This window comes from Pseudomonas sp. fls2-241-R2A-110 (assembly GCF_030209165.1).
Classification (GTDB): Bacteria; Pseudomonadota; Gammaproteobacteria; order Pseudomonadales; family Pseudomonadaceae; genus Aquipseudomonas.
Genome location: NZ_JARVSN010000011.1, coordinates 14,565 through 37,484 on the forward strand (window position 1 = coordinate 14,565; position 22,920 = coordinate 37,484).

General features: G+C 59.8%; 21 protein-coding genes. 15 read left to right on the forward strand and 6 right to left on the reverse strand.

The window, feature by feature from the left end; all coding sequences use genetic code 11:
• Window positions 1–7 precede the first annotated feature (7 nt).
• Window positions 8–1,546, reverse strand: a complete 1,539-nt coding sequence (locus tag QRN31_RS10035) for an HDOD domain-containing protein (RefSeq protein ID WP_285431775.1) — start codon at window positions 1,544–1,546, stop codon at window positions 8–10.
• Window positions 1,547–1,712: 166 nt separating this feature from the next.
• Here QRN31_RS10035 and motA point away from each other — a divergent pair, with 166 nt between their 5' ends.
• Entirely contained in the window at window positions 1,713–2,564 is an 852-nt protein-coding gene (gene motA, locus QRN31_RS10040; RefSeq protein WP_222589527.1) for a flagellar motor stator protein MotA, read from the forward strand.
• 3 nt (window positions 2,565–2,567) lie between these two features.
• Window positions 2,568–3,599 carry a flagellar motor protein MotB gene (gene motB / locus QRN31_RS10045; protein ID WP_285431777.1) on the forward strand — a complete coding sequence of 344 codons (1,032 nt, stop codon included), beginning with the start codon at window positions 2,568–2,570 and terminating at the stop codon, window positions 3,597–3,599.
• A gap of 656 nt (window positions 3,600–4,255) precedes the next feature.
• Here motB and QRN31_RS10050 read toward each other — a convergent pair.
• The 4 genes from QRN31_RS10050 to rsgA form a co-directional block, all read right to left on the reverse strand.
• The gene (locus tag QRN31_RS10050) at window positions 4,256–4,741 is read right to left on the reverse strand and encodes a toll/interleukin-1 receptor domain-containing protein (protein ID WP_285431778.1); all 486 of its coding nucleotides are present in this window, start codon (window positions 4,739–4,741) and stop codon (window positions 4,256–4,258) included.
• Window positions 4,741–5,700: a caspase family protein gene (locus QRN31_RS10055; protein ID WP_285431779.1), complete on the reverse strand. Its 960-nt coding sequence runs from the start codon at window positions 5,698–5,700 to the stop codon at window positions 4,741–4,743. Before QRN31_RS10055 ends, QRN31_RS10050 begins: the two co-directional genes overlap by 1 nt.
• Window positions 5,701–5,703: 3 nt before the next feature.
• Complete coding sequence (locus tag QRN31_RS10060) at window positions 5,704–6,111, reverse strand: TIR domain-containing protein (protein ID WP_285431780.1); 408 nt, start codon at window positions 6,109–6,111, stop codon at window positions 5,704–5,706.
• 211 nt (window positions 6,112–6,322) lie between these two features.
• Window positions 6,323–7,354, reverse strand: a complete 1,032-nt coding sequence (gene rsgA / locus QRN31_RS10065; protein ID WP_285431781.1) for a small ribosomal subunit biogenesis GTPase RsgA — start codon at window positions 7,352–7,354, stop codon at window positions 6,323–6,325.
• 107 nt (window positions 7,355–7,461) lie between these two features.
• Between rsgA and orn the strand changes: the two genes are divergently transcribed.
• The gene (gene orn / locus QRN31_RS10070; protein ID WP_090176271.1) at window positions 7,462–8,004 is read left to right on the forward strand and encodes an oligoribonuclease; all 543 of its coding nucleotides are present in this window, start codon (window positions 7,462–7,464) and stop codon (window positions 8,002–8,004) included.
• Window positions 8,005–8,196: 192 nt separating this feature from the next.
• The gene (locus tag QRN31_RS10075) at window positions 8,197–8,808 is read left to right on the forward strand and encodes a trimeric intracellular cation channel family protein (protein ID WP_007945604.1); all 612 of its coding nucleotides are present in this window, start codon (window positions 8,197–8,199) and stop codon (window positions 8,806–8,808) included.
• A gap of 2 nt (window positions 8,809–8,810) precedes the next feature.
• Here the strand turns inward: QRN31_RS10075 and queG are convergent, their stop codons facing one another.
• Window positions 8,811–9,872 (reverse strand): tRNA epoxyqueuosine(34) reductase QueG, encoded by a 1,062-nt coding sequence (gene queG / locus QRN31_RS10080; RefSeq protein WP_285431782.1) that lies wholly within the window; start codon window positions 9,870–9,872, stop codon window positions 8,811–8,813.
• 63 nt (window positions 9,873–9,935) lie between these two features.
• Here queG and QRN31_RS10085 point away from each other — a divergent pair, with 63 nt between their 5' ends.
• The 11 genes from QRN31_RS10085 to QRN31_RS10135 all read left to right on the forward strand — a co-directional run bounded on the left by QRN31_RS10085 (window position 9,936) and on the right by QRN31_RS10135 (window position 22,854).
• Window positions 9,936–11,435: an NAD(P)H-hydrate dehydratase gene (locus QRN31_RS10085; protein ID WP_285431783.1), complete on the forward strand. Its 1,500-nt coding sequence runs from the start codon at window positions 9,936–9,938 to the stop codon at window positions 11,433–11,435.
• Window positions 11,423–11,893 (forward strand): tRNA (adenosine(37)-N6)-threonylcarbamoyltransferase complex ATPase subunit type 1 TsaE, encoded by a 471-nt coding sequence (gene tsaE / locus QRN31_RS10090; protein WP_285431784.1) that lies wholly within the window; start codon window positions 11,423–11,425, stop codon window positions 11,891–11,893. The genes QRN31_RS10085 and tsaE overlap by 13 nt, the downstream gene beginning before the upstream one ends.
• A gap of 48 nt (window positions 11,894–11,941) precedes the next feature.
• Entirely contained in the window at window positions 11,942–13,330 is a 1,389-nt protein-coding gene (locus QRN31_RS10095; protein WP_502942470.1) for an N-acetylmuramoyl-L-alanine amidase, read from the forward strand.
• An 8-nt stretch (window positions 13,331–13,338) separates the two neighbouring features.
• A complete protein-coding gene (gene mutL / locus QRN31_RS10100) occupies window positions 13,339–15,237 on the forward strand; it encodes a DNA mismatch repair endonuclease MutL (RefSeq protein WP_285431973.1) in 1,899 nt (632 codons plus the stop codon).
• A complete protein-coding gene (gene miaA / locus QRN31_RS10105) occupies window positions 15,237–16,208 on the forward strand; it encodes a tRNA (adenosine(37)-N6)-dimethylallyltransferase MiaA (RefSeq protein WP_285431974.1) in 972 nt (323 codons plus the stop codon). The genes mutL and miaA overlap by 1 nt, the downstream gene beginning before the upstream one ends.
• 94 nt (window positions 16,209–16,302) lie before the next feature.
• The gene (gene hfq, locus QRN31_RS10110) at window positions 16,303–16,563 is read left to right on the forward strand and encodes an RNA chaperone Hfq (RefSeq protein ID WP_007902656.1); all 261 of its coding nucleotides are present in this window, start codon (window positions 16,303–16,305) and stop codon (window positions 16,561–16,563) included.
• 12 nt (window positions 16,564–16,575) lie between these two features.
• Window positions 16,576–17,877: a ribosome rescue GTPase HflX gene (gene hflX, locus QRN31_RS10115; RefSeq protein ID WP_285431786.1), complete on the forward strand. Its 1,302-nt coding sequence runs from the start codon at window positions 16,576–16,578 to the stop codon at window positions 17,875–17,877.
• 96 nt (window positions 17,878–17,973) lie between these two features.
• Window positions 17,974–19,143: an FtsH protease activity modulator HflK gene (gene hflK, locus QRN31_RS10120; protein ID WP_285431787.1), complete on the forward strand. Its 1,170-nt coding sequence runs from the start codon at window positions 17,974–17,976 to the stop codon at window positions 19,141–19,143.
• Window positions 19,143–20,012 (forward strand): protease modulator HflC, encoded by an 870-nt coding sequence (gene hflC / locus QRN31_RS10125; RefSeq protein ID WP_059405812.1) that lies wholly within the window; start codon window positions 19,143–19,145, stop codon window positions 20,010–20,012. Before hflK ends, hflC begins: the two co-directional genes overlap by 1 nt.
• A gap of 306 nt (window positions 20,013–20,318) precedes the next feature.
• Entirely contained in the window at window positions 20,319–21,506 is a 1,188-nt protein-coding gene (locus QRN31_RS10130) for an ATP phosphoribosyltransferase regulatory subunit (protein ID WP_285431789.1), read from the forward strand.
• 55 nt (window positions 21,507–21,561) lie between these two features.
• Complete coding sequence (locus QRN31_RS10135; protein WP_010464193.1) at window positions 21,562–22,854, forward strand: adenylosuccinate synthase; 1,293 nt, start codon at window positions 21,562–21,564, stop codon at window positions 22,852–22,854.
• Window positions 22,855–22,920 lie beyond the last annotated feature (66 nt).

The window sequence follows — 22,920 nt, forward strand, 5'->3', positions numbered from 1 at the left end:
CGCAGCCTTATTGGCCGCGGTGGCTAAAGCTGTGCAGGGCCTTTTCGATGCACTGCGCGGTTTTACCGAAGGCTTGCACGGTAATCTCCGAGAACGGCCCGCCACCCTGATCAGCGACAACGACCATGATCACTCGACCGTTGTTGACTAATGAGCGCAGCAGCAAATGTTCACCGCGAAACTGCGCGCGCAAACTGGCGGGTAATAAAGCTGAAAACTGCGCGTTGTTGGCCGGCGTCAGGCGCACTTGGGCCTGTTGCGAGAGCAAGCGTTGCAGCACGGTGCTCTGGCTGACTACAAAGTTCAGGCCTTGCACTTCCTTTGTCAGCCCGGCCGATTGATGCACGCGCAAATTGGCGTGCGTACGGTCTGCCATCAAAATCATGACCCGCCGCATGCCGCACGCGACCAGTGCGTCCCGTGCCGAGGTGGTCAAGTGCATGGCGTTGGTGAAACGGCTCGGCTCGACCAGCAGTTCGGCGCATTGCTTGCGCCAGTTCGCCAAGTCCTCGGCGGTGGGGGCCGCGGCCGGGAGCAAACCGGCGTGAATGCGGTTCATTCCTGTAGGCCAGATTAGCGAGACGGCCGGGTGCCAGAGGTCCGGCATGGCGTGGTGGTGCGCGCTGTTGGCAGCCTGTTGGTGCAATTGCTGCTGCACCTCGTTCATTGGCAATTGCAGATAAAGGCTGGTCAGGTACTGCCAGCGCTGACAATGCGGGCTGTCCCAGGCATGTTGCGCCGACAGCGCCAGACCATTGGCCAGCAACACCGTATTGGCGGGCTGATTGAGCCACCGGCGCAGGGTCGGATCGTCATCGAGGCGGTTTTGCTGGCGCAGCGGATGGTCGACGTCGCGGGCGATGCGCAGCACTTTGACCAGTTCGCGCTGCTCGTTCAGCAGCAGTCGATAGCCTTGCTGGACCCAGATCGGCAGGCGCCATATGTCCACCAGTGCCAGGCAGATATCCAGCAAGCGCACGCCGAACAATTGTTTTTCGACGATGCGAGCCGACTCGCCTTTATGAATGACCCGCAGTTCCCACTCTTCAAGCAGTTGTGGATGAGTCAGCGCCATCGGCCACAGCGGTGAAAGAAACAGCAGGCTGCCCCAGTGGATGTCCTGCCACAAACGCGCCAGACGACTGGCGAAAAAACCGTTGGCCTGTTGGGTTGCGTGCTGACTTATCAGTTGAAGCTGACGCAGCGCGACCGGTATTTGTGACACGGGTTCGGCGGGAAGTCGGGCGAGCAATTCTTCGGTGCGTTTCAAACCGAGGCGATTAAGGGCCACCTCGAGGTTTTCAGCAGGCTCGGTCATGCTGCCGTGGGTATGGCGGTTGGCTTCGCGAATCACACTCAAGGCCAGTGCCGGGCTGCCTTGCAACAACTCGGCGATGTCGCGAAGTGAACTGCGGTTATCGGCAATGGCCTTGCAGACACGGTCGTGACTGTCTTGCGGAACCGGCAGGCGCACGCCATCAAGCAGTTTGACCCAGCCTTCAAGCGTGGTTGGTTTCGCGGTCGGAATGTTCGTTTCGTTAGCCATGGTTGGACGTGATCATCGTCTGCATTACCTTTGCCCGAGGAGGGCTAAATTAGCTTTTCGCCTGAACTGGCTATAGTCTGGCGCAGTTTTGCCGATAAGTAGAAGAAGAGATTTTTTAACTTCCGAATATGACCTTGAACCCGACTCAGTAAGTGCTCTCCTACCTATGGCTAAAATTATCGGCATCATCGTCGTATTCGCGAGCGTGCTTGGCGGATACGTGCTTTCACACGGCAAGATTGCCGCCCTTATTCAGCCTTTCGAGGTGATGATTATCGGTGGCGCGGCCCTTGGCGCGTTCCTCCAGGCCAACCCTGGTTACATGACCATGCACGTGCTCAAGAAATCCTTGGGCATGTTCAGTTCGCGTTTTACCCACACGTTCTATCTGGAAGTGTTGGGGCTGATTTACGAAATCCTCAACAAGAGCCGTCGCGAAGGCATGATGGCGATTGAAGGCGACATCGAAGATGCCGCCGCGAGCCCGATCTTCGCCAAGTACCCGACGGTCCTGAAAGATGAGCGCATGACCGCGTACATCTGCGATTACCTGCGCATCATGTCCTCCGGCAACATGGCTCCCCATGAGCTTGAAGGCCTGTTCGACATGGAGCTTTACAGCCTCAAGGAAGACCTTGAGCATCCGTCCCACGCGGTGAACGGTATTGCCGACGCCATGCCTGGTTTCGGTATTGTCGCGGCGGTACTCGGTATCGTGGTGACCATGGCTTCCCTGGGTGAAGGCGATCAGAAATCCATCGGCCTGCACGTGGGGGCGGCCCTGGTCGGTACCTTCTTCGGTATTCTCGCAGCGTACGGTTTCTTCGGTCCACTGGCCCATTCCCTGGCCCACGATGCCAAGGAAGAACTCAACGTCTACGAAGCCATCAAGGCTTCGCTGGTGGCTTCGGCTTCCGGCATGCCGCCATCGCTGGCGGTAGAATTCGGTCGCAAGGTTCTGTACCCGGCGCACCGTCCTAGCTTCGCTGAGCTGGAACAAGCGGTTCGCGGTCGCTAAATCATGGAAAATAACCAGCCGATAATCATCAAGCGCGTCAAGCGCATCGCCGGCGGGCATCACGGGGGCGCCTGGAAAATTGCCTTCGCGGACTTCGCGACGGCGATGATGGCGTTCTTCCTGGTGCTGTGGCTGCTGTCCACCGCAACGCCGGAACAGAAGATCGCCATCGCCGGTTACTTCAAGGACCCGGTCGGCTTCAGCGAAAGCGGCACGCCATTCATCATCGATTTGGGCGGTTCCCCGACCCTCGCGCCGGAGAAAACCCTCAACCCCGAGGTGAAGTCCCAGCCGCAGCCGGACAAAGTCACTGTCGACACCGATCAGGTCGAAGGCATGGCCGAGCAGGTGGAAAAGGAGCGCCTTGAACTGTTGCTGCAAGAGTTGCAGAACAAGGTCGATGAAAATCCGCAGCTGCAAAAATTCAAGGATCAGATCCTGTTCGAAATCACTCCGAACGGCTTGCGCATCCAGATCATGGACGCCGAAAACCGTCCGATGTTTGACTCTGGTTCAGCTCGCCTGAAACCGTATTTCGAAGACATCCTGCTGGCCATGGCTGACACCATCAAAGCGGTGCCGAACAAGATCAGCATCAGCGGCCACACCGATGCCAAGCCTTACACCGGCACGGGCGACTTCGGTAACTGGGAGCTGTCGGCCAACCGAGCCAACGCCGCTCGCCGTGCGCTGGTTGCCGGTAGCTATCCGGATTCGCAGGTTGCTCGCGTTGTGGGTTATGCGTCGTCGGCATTGTTCGATCGCAAGAATCCGTTCAACCCGGTCAACCGTCGTATCGACATCGTCGTGCTGACGAAGAAGGCCCAGGAGGCCATCGAAGGTTCGCAAGGTGCAGAGCCGGCCCCTGCGACGGCGCCGGGTGATGACGCTGCCAAACCGGTTGATCCAAATGCATTGCCACCGGACCAGCAACCGGTACCGGCCCACGAACTGCGCGAACGCTTGAACCTGTTCGAGGATGCGGCGCCGAAACCGGGTGGACCGGCCAAACCGGCTGATTCGCCAAAGCAGTAATCCACAACAATCAAGCCGACAGAGATGTCGGCTTTTTTGTGCGCTTCCGGTCTTGGGGGTGGGATTGGAGTGGGATTGGGGGCATATCCGTTTCTGCGGTAACGGCGGCTTAGGGTTCCGCCCTGACGGCGGGTCACTTGGAAAGGCCCCAAGTAACCAAGGGCTCTTGCCCCTGACGTTCGGTGCCTCGCTAAGGCTCGGCATGCCCTCGCTCCGGTCCTGCTCCGTAGGCCCGCCGCCATCGGCCATCCATGGCCGGGGGCGGCTAACCCGGCATCCATGCCGGGTTGCCCACTACGCAGAACCTCCACTCGGCCTCTCGAGGGGGCGTTCAGTGCCAAAGCAAAACGAGGCGGCCTACGGGCCGACCTGTTTGCTCAACGCTTGCGCGTAGTGATTACCGATCATTCCCACGCTCCGCGTGGGAATGCATCCCGTGACGCTCCGCGTCACCTTGCGCAAGACTTAAGCCTGGTGTCGACAGCGGAACGCAGAGCATCCCCGGCGGCATTCCCACGCGGAGCATGGGAACGATCAACAATCGGCTGATTCTCCAAAGCGGTGATCCGCAACAATCAAGCCGACAGAAATGTCGGCTTGATTGTGCCTGTTGTTTCGTCCTGAATCAGGTTCACACCTATTTCAGGACTAGACACTCAGAAACCGCGCTTGATGCGGTTCTTGAGATGGTCGTGGAACAGTTCGGCATTGCGACTGTAGGTGCCGTATAGGGATTCGTTGATCGAATCCAGCGTCATTGAACGCTTGGTTGCCACTTCTTCTCGATAGGCATCGATGAAAAACTCCAGATCCTTGTCGGTGCTGAGCTTTGGCCATTTATCGAGGTACAGCGGCAGTGTCGTCGGCTCTGTCCTGAATGAGCAGATCCGTCGGTTACTGATCGTCGCTTCACCGATTTCAAAGGGCACCCACCAAGACAGTGCGGTCTTGTCCGAGACCACTGCTATCAGATGCGTGCACGCTGTGATGTTGCGGGTGATGACTCCGGTGATGTCGTCAGTGGTCTGTGATTCCGGATCCAGCACGTCAAAGTAGGTCTTGATGTTTGCCTGAATCAGGCGGGAGCTGATGGCGATAGCGTGTGGCCGGTCGGTATGGCGATAGCTAATAAACACTGGCATCAGAAGTGTCCCTTGATTGCGAGTTCGCGGTAATAGGCGCCGAGGGCCGTGAGGCGGCAGCCTGTTGAGTTCAGGGCGGCGTAATACATGTGCTCGGCGTCGACTGGTTCGATCAGGCTGTGGCGATTGCACTTTTGCAGTTGGGCGAACACGTCGCCGTGCTCTGGGTCGTACGAGGCTTCTGTGGGTTCGTAGCTTGGGTCCAGGGCAAAGACATGGCTCGGTTCCGGGAACCAGTCCTTGAGCTTGCGCAGGGTCTCTTCGGCAATCAGTGGCGTGACTTCGCGCAAGGGAACGAACTGCGAGACGTTGGTTTTGAACACGGGCCGTTGTTCCCACGCACCCAGCGCGTTATCGACGAAGGAATACACACTGCCGGGCGTGACCTTGCCCAATACATTGGCGGCTCCGCCATGCAGCGCCTGGAGCAACAGGCCGGTGAAGACGCCGTGGCCGCCACCTTCAAGAGCAACCTGTTCTTTCTTGCAGGCGGTGAGGATGGTCATGCCTTCGCCGATCACGCTGCTGCCGCCCCGCAACCCGCGCATGGCGGCTGCCGCACCGGCCTGACAGCAATCAAGGATGATGATTTTGTTCTTGATCTGGGTGGCGTTGTCCGCCCAGTTCAGGATGTCGCTGATGCGAATGCCTTCGATGCCCTGACCGAAGTCTTGCGGGATCAGCAGGCCCTCGTCGATGCTGGTATCGAACTGGCCGTGGCCGGCAAAGTACAACAGTGCGACATCGCAATCACCGGAAAACAGGCTCTGAATGTGCTGCTTCAACGTGGCATGAGTCAGGTTTTCCTCGGATGAGGTAAGCACCTTGCTGCTGAAATTGGGCCTCCCGTTGGCGTGGCGTTCCAGCACCGAAGCCATGGCCATCGCGTCGTTGTTGCAGCCACTGAGTGGTGAAACGTGGCGGTAGTGATTGATTCCAATGAACAGTCCCTTGCGCATGGTTCAACCCGCCGCGTGAGTGCGAATGGCGCTGATGATGCTGTTGGTGTTCCAGGCGCATTCGGCATGTGCCGCCCGCCGGACCACGGTGGAGATCCGCTCGGCACCAAACGGTTTAACCGCAATGATCACCTTGCCCATGCGCTGGGCGATCTCGATTTCCTTGTTGATCCACTTGCTGTAGGTCGAATACATCCCCGCCATGATCAGCACCGCCGAACAGGGGCGAATCTTGTTTTCGATGGCTTCTTCCAGCGCTGCATCGGTTTTTGCGCCAACGATCGGGTTGTCCGGCGGCACTGAAAAGTTCTTGAACGTGAAGTCGGTTTTCGCGTTCAGCAGGCGCACGAGATTGTCGTGGGCGTGCGGGTAATTCCACGAATGGCTGATGAACAAATGGTAGGTTTGCATGGCTGTCCCTCGGTATCGCCAGAGTGCGAAGAGGGCTTGAATGTATGCACTTGAGTGGCGGCAACAAGGCCTGCGCGGTTAAAGAGACGTGTCCTTCAAGCAGGCGCGAAGAGGCCTGACAGAAAGGTCTGACGTTTAATTCGCAAGGGTTTTTGTAGGACGGACGAGCCACCCACCGCCCCGAAAGGCTCGGGGCGGTGGGCGTGTCTGTTTAGTAGCTGGTTTCGGGCAGGCTGGCGATGATCGAGCGGTAGCTGTTCATCCGTTGCTGCTGCACGCGACCCTCGTCGAGGGCCTTGAGCAGCGCGCAACCCGGTTCGCGATCGTGCTTGCAGTCGCGGAAGCGGCAGGTGCCGATCAGGTCGTTGAACTCGATGAAGCCGGCTTCGACATCGGCACGGCTGACGTGGCCCAGGCCGAATTCGCGGATACCCGGGGAGTCGATCAACTCACCGCCACCGGGGAAGTGGAACAACCGCGCGGTGGTGGTGGTGTGAGTGCCTTGGCCGGACAGCTCGGACAGCGGGCCGACACGGGCTTCGACTTCCGGCAACAGGCTGTTGACCAGCGAGGACTTGCCGACGCCGGACTGGCCGACGAAAACGCTGATGCGTCCGTCCAGTTGCTTCTGCAGTTGCTCCATGCCGTTACCGTGGTGCGCGGAGACTTCCAGCACCGGGTAACCGAGTGTGCGGTAAACCGCCAGCAAGGCGTTCAGCGCCGGGGCGTTCTGCTCGTCGATCAGGTCGAACTTGTTGAGCAGCAGCAGTGGGCGAATCCCGGCATGCTCGGCAGCGACCAGGTAACGGTCGATCAGGTTCGCATGAGGCTCGGGCAGCGGGGCGAAGACAATGACGATCATGTCGACGTTGGCCGCTACCGGCTTGAGCTGGCCACGGCTGTCCGGGCGGCAGAGTTCGGTTTTGCGTGGCAATTGCGCCACGATCACCCCAATGCCCTGGTTGCCTGCACGCCAGACCACCTGATCGCCGGTCACCAGCGCTGGCAGGTTGGCACGCAAGTGGCAGCGGAACACCTGGCCGGCCAAATCGCCATCGAGCGCTTCGACTTCGACCTGCACACCAAAGTGCGCGATCACCAGGCCGGTCTGTTCCGGGCCCAGGTCGCCACCTTCAAGTGCCTCGACAGCCGAGGACTCGCGTTTGGCGGCGCGGGCAGCGCGTTCGCCTTGAATCTTTTCGATGCGCCAGTTTTGACGACGATTGAGTTGGCGTTTGGCCATGGGTGTTCCGTATGAAGAATGCAGCGATTAGGTAAAACGGTCGCGAGTTTAGCACGCCCGGCCGCTGCCCTAGGCTAAACTGCGCAGCATTGCCTAGGAGCCGACACATGCAAAACCCGCAGAATCTGATCTGGATCGACCTGGAAATGACCGGTCTGAACCCTGACACCGACGTCATCATCGAGATGGCCACCATCGTCACCGATAGCGACCTGAACACGTTGGCCGAGGGCCCGGTGATCGCCATCCACCACAGCGACGAGATCCTCGCCGGCATGGATGAGTGGAACACCCGTCAACACGGCGGCTCGGGCCTGACCCAACGGGTTCGCGACAGCCGCATCAGCATGGCCGAAGCCGAAGCGCAGACCATCGCCTTCCTGGAACAATGGGTGCCGAAGGGCAAGTCGCCGATCTGCGGCAACAGCATCTGCCAGGACCGTCGCTTCCTTTATACCCACATGAAATCCCTGGAAAGCTACTTCCACTACCGCAACCTCGACGTGTCGACGCTCAAAGAGCTGGCCGCACGCTGGGCGCCGGATGTGCGCGACAGCTTCAAAAAGGGCAGCACTCACCTGGCCCTGGACGACATCCGCGAATCGATCGCCGAGCTGCAGCACTACCGCAAGCATTTCATCAAGTTCTGATCCATCGGAGCCTGTTCCGGCCCCATCGCGAGCAAGCTCGCTCCCACAGGATTGCGCGGTCCCTGTGGGAGCGAGCTTGCTCGCGATGGGCCAGTACAGTCACCAGTGGCGATTGGCTGGATTCTCTGGCGCCCTCTTTTGGGGCTTCAGTGAAGTGAGTAGACTGCGCGCCTTCCTGCAAGGACCGCCACCATGTTGCTGATGCTTTACCTGATTGCCATCACCGCCGAAGCCATGACTGGCGCCCTGTCTGCGGGTCGGCGAGGCATGGACTGGTTCGGCGTGGTGCTGATTGCTTGCATCACGGCCCTCGGTGGCGGCTCAGTGCGCGACGTGCTGCTCGGCCACTACCCGCTGACGTGGGTCAAGCACCCGGAATACCTGGTGCTGACCTCGATCGCGGCCATGTTCACCGTCTTCGCTGCACGCTGGATGCGTCACCTGCGCTCGCTGTTCCTGGTGCTCGATGCCGTCGGCCTCGTGGCGTTTACCCTGATCGGCTGCATGACCGCCCTGGAAATGGGCCACGGCATGCTGGTGGCCTCGGTCAGCGGCGTGATCACCGGGGTTTTCGGTGGCATCCTGCGCGACATTTTCTGCAACGACATCCCGCTGATCTTCCGGCGCGAGCTGTACGCCAGCGTCTCGTTCGCGGCGGCGTGGTGCTACATGCTCTGCATTTACCTGCAACTGCCGGGCGAACAGGCGATTTTGATCACCCTGTTTGGCGGCTTCCTGTTGCGGTTGCTGGCGATTCGTTTTCACTGGGAAATGCCAAAGTTCGTTTACAACGACGAGGCTTGAAATTACAGGCCGTGTTGCTTCAACGCCCACTCGACGTGTTCACGCACAAGCTCTGAGGGATAGTCGCGGCGCGCCTTCAACGCTTCCAGCACCGGAATGCTCGACGGCGCGTTCCCCAGACCCACCGCCAGGTTTCGCAGCCAGCGCTCGTAACCCGCCCGGCGCAGCGGAGAACCTTCGGTGCTGCTGAGGAATTTGTCCTCATCCCACATGAACAGTTCAGCCAGCTCGGCGTTGTCCAGGTTGTGCCGTGGCTTGAAGTCGCTTTCTCCGGACGGACGGGCGAAGCGGTTCCACGGGCAGACGATCTGGCAGTCATCGCAGCCGAACACCCGATTGCCGATCAGCGGGCGCAAATCTTCCGGGATTGCGCTTTTAAGTTCGATGGTCAGGTACGAGATGCAGCGCCGGGCGTCCAGTACATAGGGGCCGACGAAGGCGTTGGTCGGACAGATGTCCAGGCACGCGGTGCAGCGGCCGCAATGCTCGGTGCTGTGTGGCGGGTCCATCGGCAGCGGCAAATCGACAAAGAGTTCGGCGAGGAAGAAATAACTGCCGGCCTTGCGGTTCAAGACCAGGGTGTTTTTGCCGATCCAGCCAAGACCTGCTTGTTCGGCGATGGCTTTTTCCAGCACCGGAGCGCTGTCGACAAAGGCGCGGTAACCGAATGGCCCAATCACTGCCTGAATTTTTTCGGCCAGTTGTTGCACGCGTTTGCGGATCAATTTGTGGTAATCGCGGCCCAAGGCATAACGCGAGACGTAGGCTTTTGCAGGTTGAGTCAGGCGTTTGGCCATTTCGGTGTCGCCCGGCAGGTAGTCCATGCGCAGGGATACGACTCGAAGTGTGCCGGGCACCAACTCTCCCGGGTGCGAACGTTTGCTGCCGTGGGCGCCCATGTACTCCATTTCGCCGTGGTAGCCGGCCGCAAGCCAGCGTTCCAGGTGCTGTTCGTGCTCGGCGAGGTCCAGGCCGCTGATGCCGACTTGCTGAAAGCCCAGCTCGCGGCCCCAGTCCTTGATGGATTGGGCGAGGGCGGGGAGGTCTGTGTTAATAGCAGGCATGAGGCGAGAGAAACCGGAGCTGAGGTGCGTATAATTCTGCCAGACATCGGAGCCCGAAGACGCATGCCGCACACTAAAGATGATTTACCCGACGCGCTGTACAGCGCCGCGCAAGTGCGAGCCCTCGACGCGAGCCTGATCGCGGCCGGCACGCCGGGCTTCGAATTGATGCAGCGGGCTGCCCGGGCGACCTGGCGTGCGCTGGTCCGTCACTGGCCGACGGCGAACGAATTGACGGTCGTGGCCGGTCGCGGTAACAACGCCGGCGACGGTTATCTGGTGGCGGTGCTGGCCCGGCGTGCCGGCTGGCACGTGCGGGTGTTGGCGGTGGGCGATCCCCTGCATTTGCAGGGCGATGCGGCGTTGGCTCACGCCGAGGCCGTTTCGGAAGGCGTCGCCGTACAAGCCTGGGCCCCGCACTCCGAGCTGCGGGGTGTGGTGTTGGACGCCTTGCTCGGCACCGGTCTGACCGGTGAAGTGCGAGAGCCCTATGCCAGCGCAATCACAGCGATCAATGCCAGTGGCTTGCCTGTGGCGGCGGTGGATATTCCTTCCGGACTGAGTGCCGATACCGGGCGCGTACTCGGCGTGGCCATTCGTGCTGATCTGACCGTGACCTTCATTGGTTTGAAGCTGGGGCTGTTTACCGGTGACGCGGCGGATGGGGTGGGGGAGCTGGTTTTCAATGATCTGCAAGCGAGCGCCGAGACCATCAGTGGGGTCGCTGTCAGCGCTTGCCGTCTGTCGACCGGTAACCTGCCGCGTCTGCCGAGCCGTGCGCCAACATCGCACAAAGGCAAATTCGGCCATGTTTTGCTGATTGGCGGTGACCGTGGCTTGGGTGGCGCGATCCTGCTGAGTTCGCAAAGTGCCCTGCGCAGCGGTGCGGGCATGGTGTCCGTGGCCACGCGCAGTGAACATGTTCCGGCGGCGTTGGCGAGACTCCCTGAGGTGATGGTGCTCGGGGTTTCGTCGGCCAATCAGCTGATGGGACTGCTTCAAAAGGTTTCCGTACTGGTGGTCGGCCCGGGCCTGGGCCAGACTTCCTGGGGGCGCAGCCTATTGTCGGCGGCGGCCAATGCACCGTTGCCGCAAGTCTGGGATGCCGATGCGCTGAATCTGCTGGCGCAAGGGCAGGTGAGCTTGCCCAAGGATTGCGTGATCACGCCGCATCCAGGGGAAGCGGCGCGTTTATTGGGAATTAGCACCGCCGAGGTTCAGGCCGATCGGCCGGCAGCGGCCCATGCGCTGAGCAAAAAATATACAGCAGTAGTGATTTTGAAAGGTGCCGGCAGTCTGGTCGCCTGTCCTGACGGGCGACTGGCGGTGTGTCATCAGGGCCATCCGGCAATGGCTGCCGCTGGTTTGGGCGACGTGCTGGCCGGTCTGGTTGGCGCACTGCTGGCCCAAGGCATGGACACGTTCGACGCTGCTTGCCTGGCGGTCTGGTTGCACGCCAATGCTGGCGCGCAAGTCGGTAAATCGGGCCGTGGGCTGGCGGCCAGTGATCTGATCCCGGCCATTCGTCAGTTGTTGGAGGAGCAAGCACCGTGTCTGAAGTAACCCTGTACCTGGCTGATGAAGAGGCGATGACCGCATTCGGCGAGCGCATTGCAAAAACCACCCAAGGGCACGGTCTGATTTTTCTGGAAGGGGATCTGGGCGCGGGGAAAACCACGCTGTCGCGGGGCATCATCCGTGGCTTGGGGCATGTTGGGGCGGTAAAGAGCCCGACGTTCACCCTCGTCGAACCCTACGAAATCGGCGACATCCGGGCGTTCCATTTCGATCTCTATCGATTGGTCGACCCTGAGGAACTGGAGTACCTGGGCATCCGCGATTATTTCGAAGACGATGCGCTTTGTCTGATCGAATGGCCCCAGAAGGGTGCAGGCTTTTTGCCAAAGCCCGACCTGACCATTACCATTAGCCCGCAAGACAGCGGGCGTTCGCTGAAAATTTTGTCCCAAGGCTCGCGTGGCGAGTCGTGGTGTGCCGTTTTGGCATTGGAAACCAATTAAATGATGGGGTTAGGTATGCGCTTTCGCGCGATGGTAGCTGCCGTAGGTATGTTGTTTTTGGCGGTGACCGTCGACGCTGTGGCCGAGACAAAGGTCAACAGCGTTCGCCTGTGGCGGGCTCCGGACAACACACGGCTGGTGTTCGACCTGACGGGGCCGGTGCAACACAGCGTATTCACTTTGAGCGCCCCGGACCGGCTGGTCATCGATATCAATGGCGCGACCCTCGGTGCACCACTGAACGTCAACACCTCGAACACACCGATCACCGCCATGCGTTCGGCCCAGCGCACACCGACGGACCTGCGGGTAGTCATTGACCTGAAAAAAGCCGTCACACCGAAAAGTTTTACCTTGGCGCCAAACGCCCAGTACGGTAATCGCCTGGTGGTCGATCTGTTCGATAGTGCCGATGCCGCCGCGCCAATTCCCGTGCCAACCAACGTTGCGACAGTAGCGCCAGTTCCGGTGACTCCGGTGACTCCGACGGAGCCGGCAGTGAAGCTGCCGCCCGCACCGGCTGGCAAGCGCGACATCTTGGTGGTGATCGACGCCGGCCACGGTGGAGAAGACCCGGGTGCCTCAGGCTCCCGCGGCCAGAAGGAAAAAGACGTGGTATTGGCCATCGCCCGTGAATTGCAGCGTCAAGTCAACGGCATGAAAGGCTTCCGCGCAGAACTGACCCGCACCGGTGACTACTTCATTCCGTTGCGCGGCCGTACTGAAATCGCCCGCAAGAAGGGCGCTGACCTGTTCGTTTCGATCCACGCCGACGCCGCGCCTTCGGCTGCTGCCTTTGGTGCATCGGTGTTTGCCTTGTCCGATCGCGGCGCGACGTCGGAGACCGCCCGTTGGTTGGCCGACAGCGAAAACCGTTCCGACTTGATCGGCGGCGCCGGCAACGTCAGCCTTGACGACAAGGACCGTATGCTTGCGGGCGTATTGCTGGACTTGTCGATGACCGCTTCCCTGACCTCCAGCCTGAACGTCGGCCAGAAGGTTCTGAGCAACATTGGCCGGGTCACGCCTTTGCACAAGCAGCGCGTGGAACAAGCCGGGTTCATGGTGCTGAAGTCGCCGGACATTCCTTCGATCCTGGTCGAAACCGGGTTCATCTCCAATGCCAACGAAGCGTCCAAGCTGGCGGCAGCGAATCACCAGCAGGCGCTGGCGCGTTCGATCAGCAGTGGCGTGCGTCAGTTCTTCCAGCAGAATCCACCGCCGGGTACTTACATCGCCTGGTTGCGTGACTCCGGGAAAATCGTGCAAGGCCCTCGCGATCACCGGGTGAGCCCGGGCGAGACGCTGGCGATGATCGCCGTGCGTTATCAGGTATCGCCGGCCACATTGCGCAGCGCCAACAACCTGCAAAGCGATGAGCTGAAAATCGGTCAGACCTTGACCATTCCCGGCACCGAACTGGCGGCCAAGGAATGAATCAGGTGGTGACCCCGGCAGCTCGCATCGAGCTGCTCAGCCCAAGGCTGGCGAACCAGATTGCCGCGGGTGAGGTGGTTGAGCGCCCGGCGTCGGTGATCAAGGAGCTGCTGGAAAACAGCCTCGACTCCGGTGCACGACGCATCGATGTGGACGTGGAGCAGGGCGGTGTCAAGTTGCTGCGGGTTCGCGACGATGGCAGCGGCATTTCTGCCGATGATTTGCCGTTGGCCCTGGCGCGACACGCCACCAGCAAGATTCGTAACCTCGAAGATCTCGAGCAAGTCATGAGTCTCGGGTTTCGCGGTGAGGCCCTCGCTTCGATCAGCTCCGTTGCGCGCCTGACCCTGACGTCCCGCACCAAGGATGCCGATCAGGCCTGGCAGGTCGAGACCGAAGGCCGGGACATGGCGCCTCGCGTGCAGCCTGCAGCCCATCCGGTGGGCACCTCGGTTGAAGTGCGCGACCTGTTCTTCAACACCCCGGCGCGGCGCAAATTCCTCAAGACTGAAAAAACCGAATTCGATCACCTGCAAGAAGTGATCAAGCGTCTGGCGTTGGCGCGTTTCGACGTGGCGTTCCATTTGCGCCACAACGGCAAGACCATCCTCAGCCTGCACGAAGCCCATGACGACGCGGCCCGTGCCCGGCGTGTGGCGGCCATCTGCGGTTCCGGTTTCCTCGAGCAGGCGCTGCCGATCGAAATCGAGCGCAATGGTCTGCACTTGTGGGGGTGGGTCGGGTTACCGACGTTCAACCGCAGCCAGGCGGACTTGCAGTATTTCTTCGTCAATGGCCGTGCGGTCCGCGACAAGCTGGTGGCCCATGCGGTACGCCAGGCCTATCGCGACGTGTTGTTCAATGGCCGGCACCCGACGTTCGTGCTGTTTTTCGAAGTCGATCCGGCGGGTGTCGACGTCAACGTCCACCCGACCAAACACGAAGTGCGCTTCCGTGACGGGCGCATGGTCCACGATTTCCTCTATGGCACCTTGCACCGTGCCTTGGGCGATGTGCGGCCGGAAGATCACTTGGCCAGCCCGGTGGCGACCGCCATCGTGCGACCCACCGGCATCGATGCTGGCGAATTCGGTCCACAGGGCGAAATGCGCCTGGCGGCCAATGCCTTGCTGGAGCAGCCTCAGGCGCAGCCGTCGTTCAATACGCCGGCCGGCTCGGGTGCAGGCGCGGGTTATCAGTATCAATACACCCCGCGGCCTCAGTCCGGTGTGCCGGTGGCTGAAGCGCAGGCTGCATACCGCGAATTTTTTGCACCGCTGCCAGAAGCCAACGCCGTCGCATTACCGGCCGGACAGGACGATATTCCGCCGCTGGGTTATGCGCTGGCGCAGCTCAAAGGCATCTACATCCTTTCGGAAAACGCCCAGGGCCTGGTGCTGGTGGACATGCACGCCGCTCATGAGCGAATCATGTACGAGCGCCTGAAAGTCGCCATGGCCAGTGAAGGGCTGAGTGGCCAGCCTTTGCTGGTGCCGGAATCCCTGGCGGTCAGCCAGCGCGAAGCCGATTGCGCCGAAGAAAACGTCGCCTGGTTCCAGCGCCTGGGCTTTGAACTGCAGCGCTTGGGCCCGGAAACACTGGCCATCCGGCAAATCCCCGCATTACTTAAACAGGCTGAAGCCAACCGACTGGTTAGCGATGTCCTGGCGGATTTGATGGAGTACGGCACCAGCGACCGGATTCAGGCGCACCTGAACGAACTGCTCGGCACGATGGCCTGTCACGGCGCGATTCGGGCGAATCGGCGACTGGCGCTGCCGGAAATGAACGGTCTGCTGCGCGACATGGAAAACACCGAGCGCAGCGGTCAATGCAACCATGGCCGACCGACCTGGACCCAACTGGGCCTGGACGATCTGGACAAACTGTTTTTGCGCGGTCGTTGATGAGCCAGCTCCCTCCTGCGATTTTCCTGATGGGCCCGACCGCCGCCGGCAAGACCGATCTGGCCATCGAACTCACCAAGGTCCTGCCTTGCGAGCTGATCAGTGTCGATTCAGCGCTGGTTTACCGCGGCATGGACATCGGCACCGCCAAGCCTTCAAAAGAACTGTTGGCTGAATACCCACACCGTCTGATCGATATTCTCGACCCGGCAGAGAGTTATTCGGCAGCGGATTTTCGTCGTGATGCCCTGGAAGCAATGGCCGAGATCACCGCGCGGGGTAAAATTCCGCTGCTGGTAGGCGGGACAATGCTCTATTACAAGGCTTTGGTCGAAGGCCTGGCGGATATGCCGGCGGCTGATCCCGATGTCCGGGCGCAGATCGAAGAAGAGGCCGTACGCCTTGGCTGGCCTGCGCTGCACGAACAGTTGGCGGTCATCGATCCGGTGTCTGCCGCGCGTATTCATCCGAACGATCCCCAGCGGCTCAGTCGAGCGCTGGAAGTTTATCGCGTCAGTGGTCAGAGCATGACTGAGCTCAGGTTGCGACAATCTGCGCAAAGTACTGAAGCAGCCGCTTCGGGACTGCAACAATTGCCCTATACTGTCGCGAACTTGGCCATTGCTCCGGCAAATCGCCAAGTACTGCACGAGCGAATTAAACAAAGATTCACGAACATGTTGGAACAGGGATTCATTGACGAGGTCGTAGCCCTGCGTAAACGCAGTGACCTGCATTCAGGGTTGCCGTCTATACGTGCGGTAGGCTATCGACAAGTCTGGGACTACCTGGATGGCAAGCTGACGCAAGCCGAGATGCAGGAGCGTGGAATCATTGCCACGCGCCAATTGGCAAAGCGCCAGTTCACCTGGCTGCGCAGCTGGGCTGATTTACACTGGTTGGACAGCCTGGATTGCGACAATCTGCCGCGCGCCTTGAAATACCTGGGGACCATCTCCATATTGAGCTGAGTCCTTGCAATTGCCGTCTATCCTTGGGGGTGTGACGGCCACAAGTCATCTGTTTACCTATTTTTTATATTGAATCCTTAAAGGAGTGCGGCACATGTCAAAAGGGCATTCGCTACAAGACCCTTACTTGAATACTTTACGTAAAGAGAAAGTTGGGGTGTCCATCTACCTGGTCAACGGGATCAAACTGCAAGGCACGATCGAGTCTTTCGACCAGTTCGTTATCCTGCTGAAAAACACCGTCAGCCAGATGGTTTACAAACACGCTATCTCTACAGTGGTGCCGGTTCGTCCAATTCGTCTGCCTAGCGCAACCGAATCCGAAGCAGGTGACGCTGAGCCAGGTAACGCCTGATAGGAGTCTCCTTTGTTCTTTGAGCGCCACGGTGGTGGTGAGCGAGTAATCCTCGTTCACTTGGATGGACAGGACCCTGAGGCGCGCGAAGATCCGCAGGAGTTTCAGGAATTGGCTAATTCGGCTGGCGCCGAGACCGTTGCGTTTTTTAACGTGCCGCGTCATCGGCCAACCGCCAAATTCCTGATTGGCAGCGGCAAGGTCGAGGAACTGCGCGACCTGGTCCATGCCGAAAAGGCAGATCTGGTGATTTTCAATCACATCCTCACGCCCAGTCAGGAACGTAACCTCGAACGTGTTTTCGAGTGTCGCGTGATCGACCGTACCGGTCTGATTCTCGATATTTTTGCCCAGCGCGCCCGTACCCATGAAGGCAAGCTCCAGGTAGAACTGGCCCAGCTTGACCACATGAGCACCCGGCTGGTTCGTGGCTGGACTCACCTTGAGCGTCAGGGTGGCGGTATCGGTATGCGTGGCCCGGGTGAAACCCAGCTGGAAACCGACCGCCGCTTGCTGCGGGTTCGCCTGAGACAGATCAAGGGCCGACTGGAAAAAGTGCGCAGCCAGCGCGAACAGTCGCGACGCGGCCGTTCGCGTGCGGATATTCCTACCGTGTCCCTGGTGGGGTACACCAACGCCGGCAAATCCACGCTCTTCAATAACGTGACGAAATCCGACGTGTACGCGGCTGACCAGTTGTTTGCCACGCTGGACCCGACCTTGCGCCGTCTGGAAATCGACGACCTGGGGCCGATTGTCCTGGCCGACACTGTGGGTTTCATACGTCATTTGCCCCACAAACTGGTCGAGGCGTTTCGGTCTACGCTCGAAGAGTCGAGCAACTCGGACCTGCTGCTGCACGTGATCGATGCGGCCGAACCGGATCGCATGTTGCAGATCGAGCAGGTGATGGTAGTACTGGGCGAGATCGGTGCCCAGGACTTGCCGATCCTCGAGGTATACAACAAACTCGATTTGCTTGAGGGCGTTGAGCCACAGATCCAGCGCGATGCCGATGGCAAACCGCTGCGGGTCTGGTTGTCGGCCAAGGACGGTACAGGTCTGGACCTGCTCAAGCAGGCCGTGGCCGAACTGCTCGGCAATGATTTGTTTGTTGGCACCTTGCGCTTGCCGCAACGTTTTGCTCGACTGCGTGCGCAGTTTTTCGAAGCCGGTGCGGTACAGAAAGAAGAACACGACGAAGAAGGCGTCAGCCTGCTGGCCGTTCGTTTGCCACGAATCGAGTTGAATCGACTGGTGAGCCGCGAAGGATTGCAGCCGATGGACTTCATCGAGCAACACACTTTGCAATAAAAGCCTGAGAAAGCGGTTGTGCCGTGGTGACAGGCATTCTGTAGCATTGGTCGGCGCGCCGTGGGTGCGTCTTTGCTTTATCAGATGGAGAGCGCTATGGCTTGGAATGAGCCGGGTGGCAACTCGAATAATCAGGATCCTTGGGGTGGCAAGCGCCGCAATAACGGCGACCGCAAGGGACCACCGGATCTCGACGAGGCCTTCCGAAAGCTGCAGGAAAGCCTGAACGGGTTGTTCGGTGGTGGTAAGAAACGCGGTGATGACGGCGGTGGTCCGGGCAGGAGTGGTGGCTTCGGCGGCCTGCTCGGCATCGGCCTTGTCGTGCTGGCGGCTATTTGGCTGTACAGCGCAGTCTATGTAGTCGACGAGCAGGAGCAAGCCGTGGTGCTGCGCTTCGGCAAGTACTACGAGACGGTCGGCCCAGGCTTGAACATCTACTTCCCGCCGATCGATCACAAGTACCTGGAAAACGTCACGCGTGAGCGTGCCTATACCAAGCAGGGTCAAATGCTGACTGAGGACGAGAACATCGTCGAAGTGCCGTTGACCGTGCAGTACAAGATCAGCAACCTGCAGGATTTCGTGCTGAGCGTCGATCAGCCGGAAATCAGCCTGCAGCACGCGACCGAAAGTGCATTGCGCCATGTCGTGGGTTCCACGGCGATGGACCAGGTGCTGACCGAAGGTCGTGAATTGATGGCCAGCGAAATCAAGGAGCGTCTGCAACGCTTCATGGATACCTATCGCACCGGCATCACTGTCACCCAGGTCAACGTACAGAGCGCAGCTGCACCGCGTGAAGTACAGGAAGCCTTCGATGACGTGATCCGTGCCCGTGAAGACGAGCAGCGTTCGCGTAACCAGGCTGAAACCTATGCCAACGGCGTCGTGCCGGAAGCCCGTGGTCAGGCCCAGCGCATCCTTGAAGATGCCAACGGTTACCGTGACGAAACGGTATCGCGCGCTAAGGGTGAAGCGGATCGCTTTACCAAGTTGGTGGCCGAATATCGCAAGGCGCCTGAAGTCACCCGCGAGCGTCTGTACCTGGACACCATGCAGGAAGTCTTCAGCAATACCAGCAAGGTCCTCGTGACTGGCAACAAGAATGGCCAGAGCAATCTGCTGTACTTGCCGCTGGACAAGATGGTCGAAAGTGGTCGCAACACCAGTACTCCGGTGACCGGTGCGGCAGCTACCAGCAACGAAGCGAATACGCGTGCAGCAGCTGATCTGCAGCAGCCGGCACGTACCAGGGAGAGTCGCTGATGAGCAATAAATCGCTGATCGCCCTTATTGTCGGCGTCGTCGTGGCGATCGCAGCCTGGAACTGCTTCTACATCGTGGCTCAGACCGAGCGTGCGGTGCTGCTGCAGTTCGGTCGTGTGGTTCAGGCTGACGTTCAACCAGGCTTGCACGTGAAGGTGCCTTACGTTAACCAGGTGCGTAAATTCGACGCACGCCTGATGACGCTGGATGCACCGACACAACGCTTCCTGACGCTGGAAAAGAAAGCCGTCATGGTTGATGCCTACGCCAAGTGGCGCGTGAAAGATGCCGAGCGCTTCTACACCGCGACCTCCGGCCTCAAGCAGATTGCTGACGAACGTCTTTCCCGTCGTCTGGAATCGGGCCTGCGTGACCAGTTCGGCAAGCGTACGCTGCATGAAGTGGTATCCGGTGAGCGCGATGCGCTGATGACCGATATCACCGCATCGTTGAACAAGATGGCGGAAAAAGAGTTGGGCATCGAAGTCGTCGATGTCCGGGTCAAGGCTATCGACCTGCCGAAGGAAGTGAACCGCAGCGTTTTCGAACGCATGAGTTCCGAGCGTGAGCGTGAAGCTCGCGAGCACCGCGCCAAGGGTAACGAACTGGCAGAAGGCATCCGTGCCGACGCCGATCGTCAACGCCGCGTGCTGCTGGCTGAAGCCTATCGTGAATCCGAAGAAGTTCGCGGTGACGGTGATGCCCAGGCCGCTGCAATCTACTCCAAGGCCTACGGCCAGGATCAGGAGTTCTACGGTTTCTATCGTAGCCTGCGCGCCTACCGTGAAAGCTTCGCGAACAAATCCGACGTCATGGTCCTGGACCCAAGCAGTGACTTCTTCCGTTACCTGGAAAAAGCCAAGCCTTGATACGACGTTGACCTGAATCATCCCCCGCCTGGCGGCTAAAGCCTCGGGCGGGGTGATCCTTTGGGAAAACGTGTGTATGATGCGGCAGCCGGGAAATTCCCGGCTTTTTTGCGTCTGCACGTTTGATTGCTGTTTTTTGTTTTATGCAGGCACAACAGGTTTTTCGAGGAAAGTGGTAGGGCGAAGCCGGTTTCAGGCTTTTCGCCACGTTGTTTATGCGCGTTGTTTGCACATGAGCCGATCATTTTCTGCTTCACTCAAGGCTCGCCCAACGGCTTGCCGCCCGGATCATAGGGGAATGGCGTAATGGCAACGGTAGACCGCTGGCTGCTGCCAGATGGCATCGAAGAAGTACTGCCACCAGAAGCCGCGCGTATTGAAGTCGCGCGTCGTCAGGTGTTGGATCTGTTCCAGAGCTGGGGTTACGAGTTTGTCGTGACTCCCCATATCGAGTACCTGGAATCCCTGCTGACCGGTGCGGGTTCGGATCTCGATCTGCGTACCTTCAAGGTCATTGACCCGCAATCGGGCCGGCAGATGGGTTTCCGTGCCGACATCACGCCGCAAGTGGCGCGCATTGATGCGCACACCCTGCGTCGCGAAGGGCCGAGTCGCCTGTGCTATGCCGGTAGCGTATTGCATGCTCAGCCGCGGGCCTTGTCATCCTCGCGCAGCCCGATTCAACTGGGCGCCGAGTTGTACGGCGATGCCAGCCCGAGCAGCGACGTGGAAGTCATCAGCCTGATGCTGGCCATGTTGCAACTGGCCGATGTGCCGGATGTACACATGGACCTCGGTCATGTGGGGATCTATCGCGGCCTGGCCCGCGCCGCCGGTTTGTCCGGTGAAGTCGAGCAGCAGTTGTTCGATGCGTTGCAACGTAAAGCCATCGACGAGGTCATTACCTTGACCGAAGGCTTGCCTGCCGATCTGTCGGGCATGCTGCGAGCGTTGGTCGACCTGTGTGGCGGTCGTGAAGTATTGAGCGCTGCCCGCGAGCGTCTGGCGGCTGCGCCGGCGCCGGTGTTGGCGGCGCTGGATGATTTGCTGGCGATTGCCGAGCGTCTTTCCGTGCGATTCCCGGAGTTGCCGCTGTATTTCGACCTCGGTGAGTTGCGCGGTTATCACTACCACACCGGTGTAGTGTTCGCGGTGTTCGTGCCGGGTGTTGGCCAGTCCATTGCCCAGGGTGGTCGTTACGACGACATCGGCGCCGATTTCGGTCGCGCGCGTCCGGCCACCGGATTTTCCACCGATTTAAAAACCCTGGTGACCCTGGGGCGTGCTGAGATCAAGTTACCGTCTGGCGGTATCTGGATGCCTGACAGTACGGATGCGGCACTCTGGCAGCAGGTTTGCCAGTTGCGCAGTGAGGGTCAGCGTGTCGTTCAGGCATTGCCTGGGCAACCTTTGGCCGCCGCCCGTGAAGCGGACTGCGACCGGCAATTGATTCAGCAGAACGGGCTTTGGCAAGTATTGCCGCTGGCTTCTTGAGTTTTCCTGCCGGCTCGCCGCCGGCACCAAGTTTGCGCGAATGAGGACAAGTGTTATGGGTAAGAATGTCGTAGTCCTGGGCACCCAATGGGGTGATGAGGGCAAAGGCAAGATCGTTGATCTGCTGACCGAACATGCTGCCGCCGTAGTGCGCTACCAGGGTGGCCACAACGCTGGTCACACCCTGGTGATCGACGGCGAGAAAACCGTCTTGCACCTGATTCCGTCGGGCGTGCTGCGCGAGGGCGTGCAGTGCCTGATCGGCAACGGCGTGGTGGTTGCACCCGACGCTCTGCTGCGGGAAATCATCAAGCTGGAAGAGAAAGGCGTACCGGTGCGTGAGCGCCTGCGTATCAGCCCGTCCTGCCCGCTGATCCTGTCCTATCACGTCGCGCTGGACCAGGCCCGTGAAAAGGCTCGTGGCGAGCTGAAGATCGGTACTACCGGTCGCGGCATCGGCCCGGCGTACGAAGACAAGGTTGCACGTCGTGGCCTGCGCATCGGTGACCTGTTCCACCGTGAGCGTTTCGCCGCCAAGCTGGGCGAGTTGCTGGATTACCACAACTTCGTGCTGGTCAATTACTACAAAGAGCCGGCCATCGACTTCCAGAAAACTCTTGATGAGTGCATGGAATACGCCGAGCTGCTCAAGCCGATGATGCTCGACGTCACCGCTGAGCTGCACGAGCTGCGTCGCGCTGGCAAAGACATCATGTTCGAAGGCGCCCAGGGCTCCTTGCTGGACATCGACCACGGTACTTACCCGTACGTCACCAGCTCCAACACCACCGCAGGCGGCATCGCCACTGGTTCCGGTTTTGGCCCGATGTACCTGGATTACATCCTGGGCATCACCAAGGCCTATACCACTCGCGTCGGTTCGGGTCCTTTCCCGACTGAGCTGTTCGACGACGTGGGTGCATTCCTGGCCAAGCGTGGTCACGAGTTCGGTGCTACCACTGGCCGTGCCCGTCGTTGCGGCTGGTTCGATGCCGTCATCCTGCGCCGCGCCATCGACGTCAACAGCATCTCGGGCCTGTGCCTGACCAAGCTGGACGTGCTGGACGGCCTGGAAACCATCAACATCTGTGTTGGCTACAAGAACCAGGATGGTGCAGTGATCGACGCACCGACTGATGCCGACAGCTACATCGGCCTGGAGCCGGTGTACGAAGAGATGCCGGGCTGGACCGAATCCACCGTTGGTGCCAAGACGCTGGAAGAGCTGCCGCAAGCTGCTCGCAACTACATCAAACGCGTTGAAGAGTTGGTCGGTGCGCCGATTGACATTATTTCGACGGGCCCGGACCGCAACGAAACCATCGTTCTGCGTCACCCGTTCGCTTAATAAGTCGTTGATGTAAAACACAAAGGGCCCCTTATGGGGCCCTTTGTCGTTTATGCCTCTCGGACG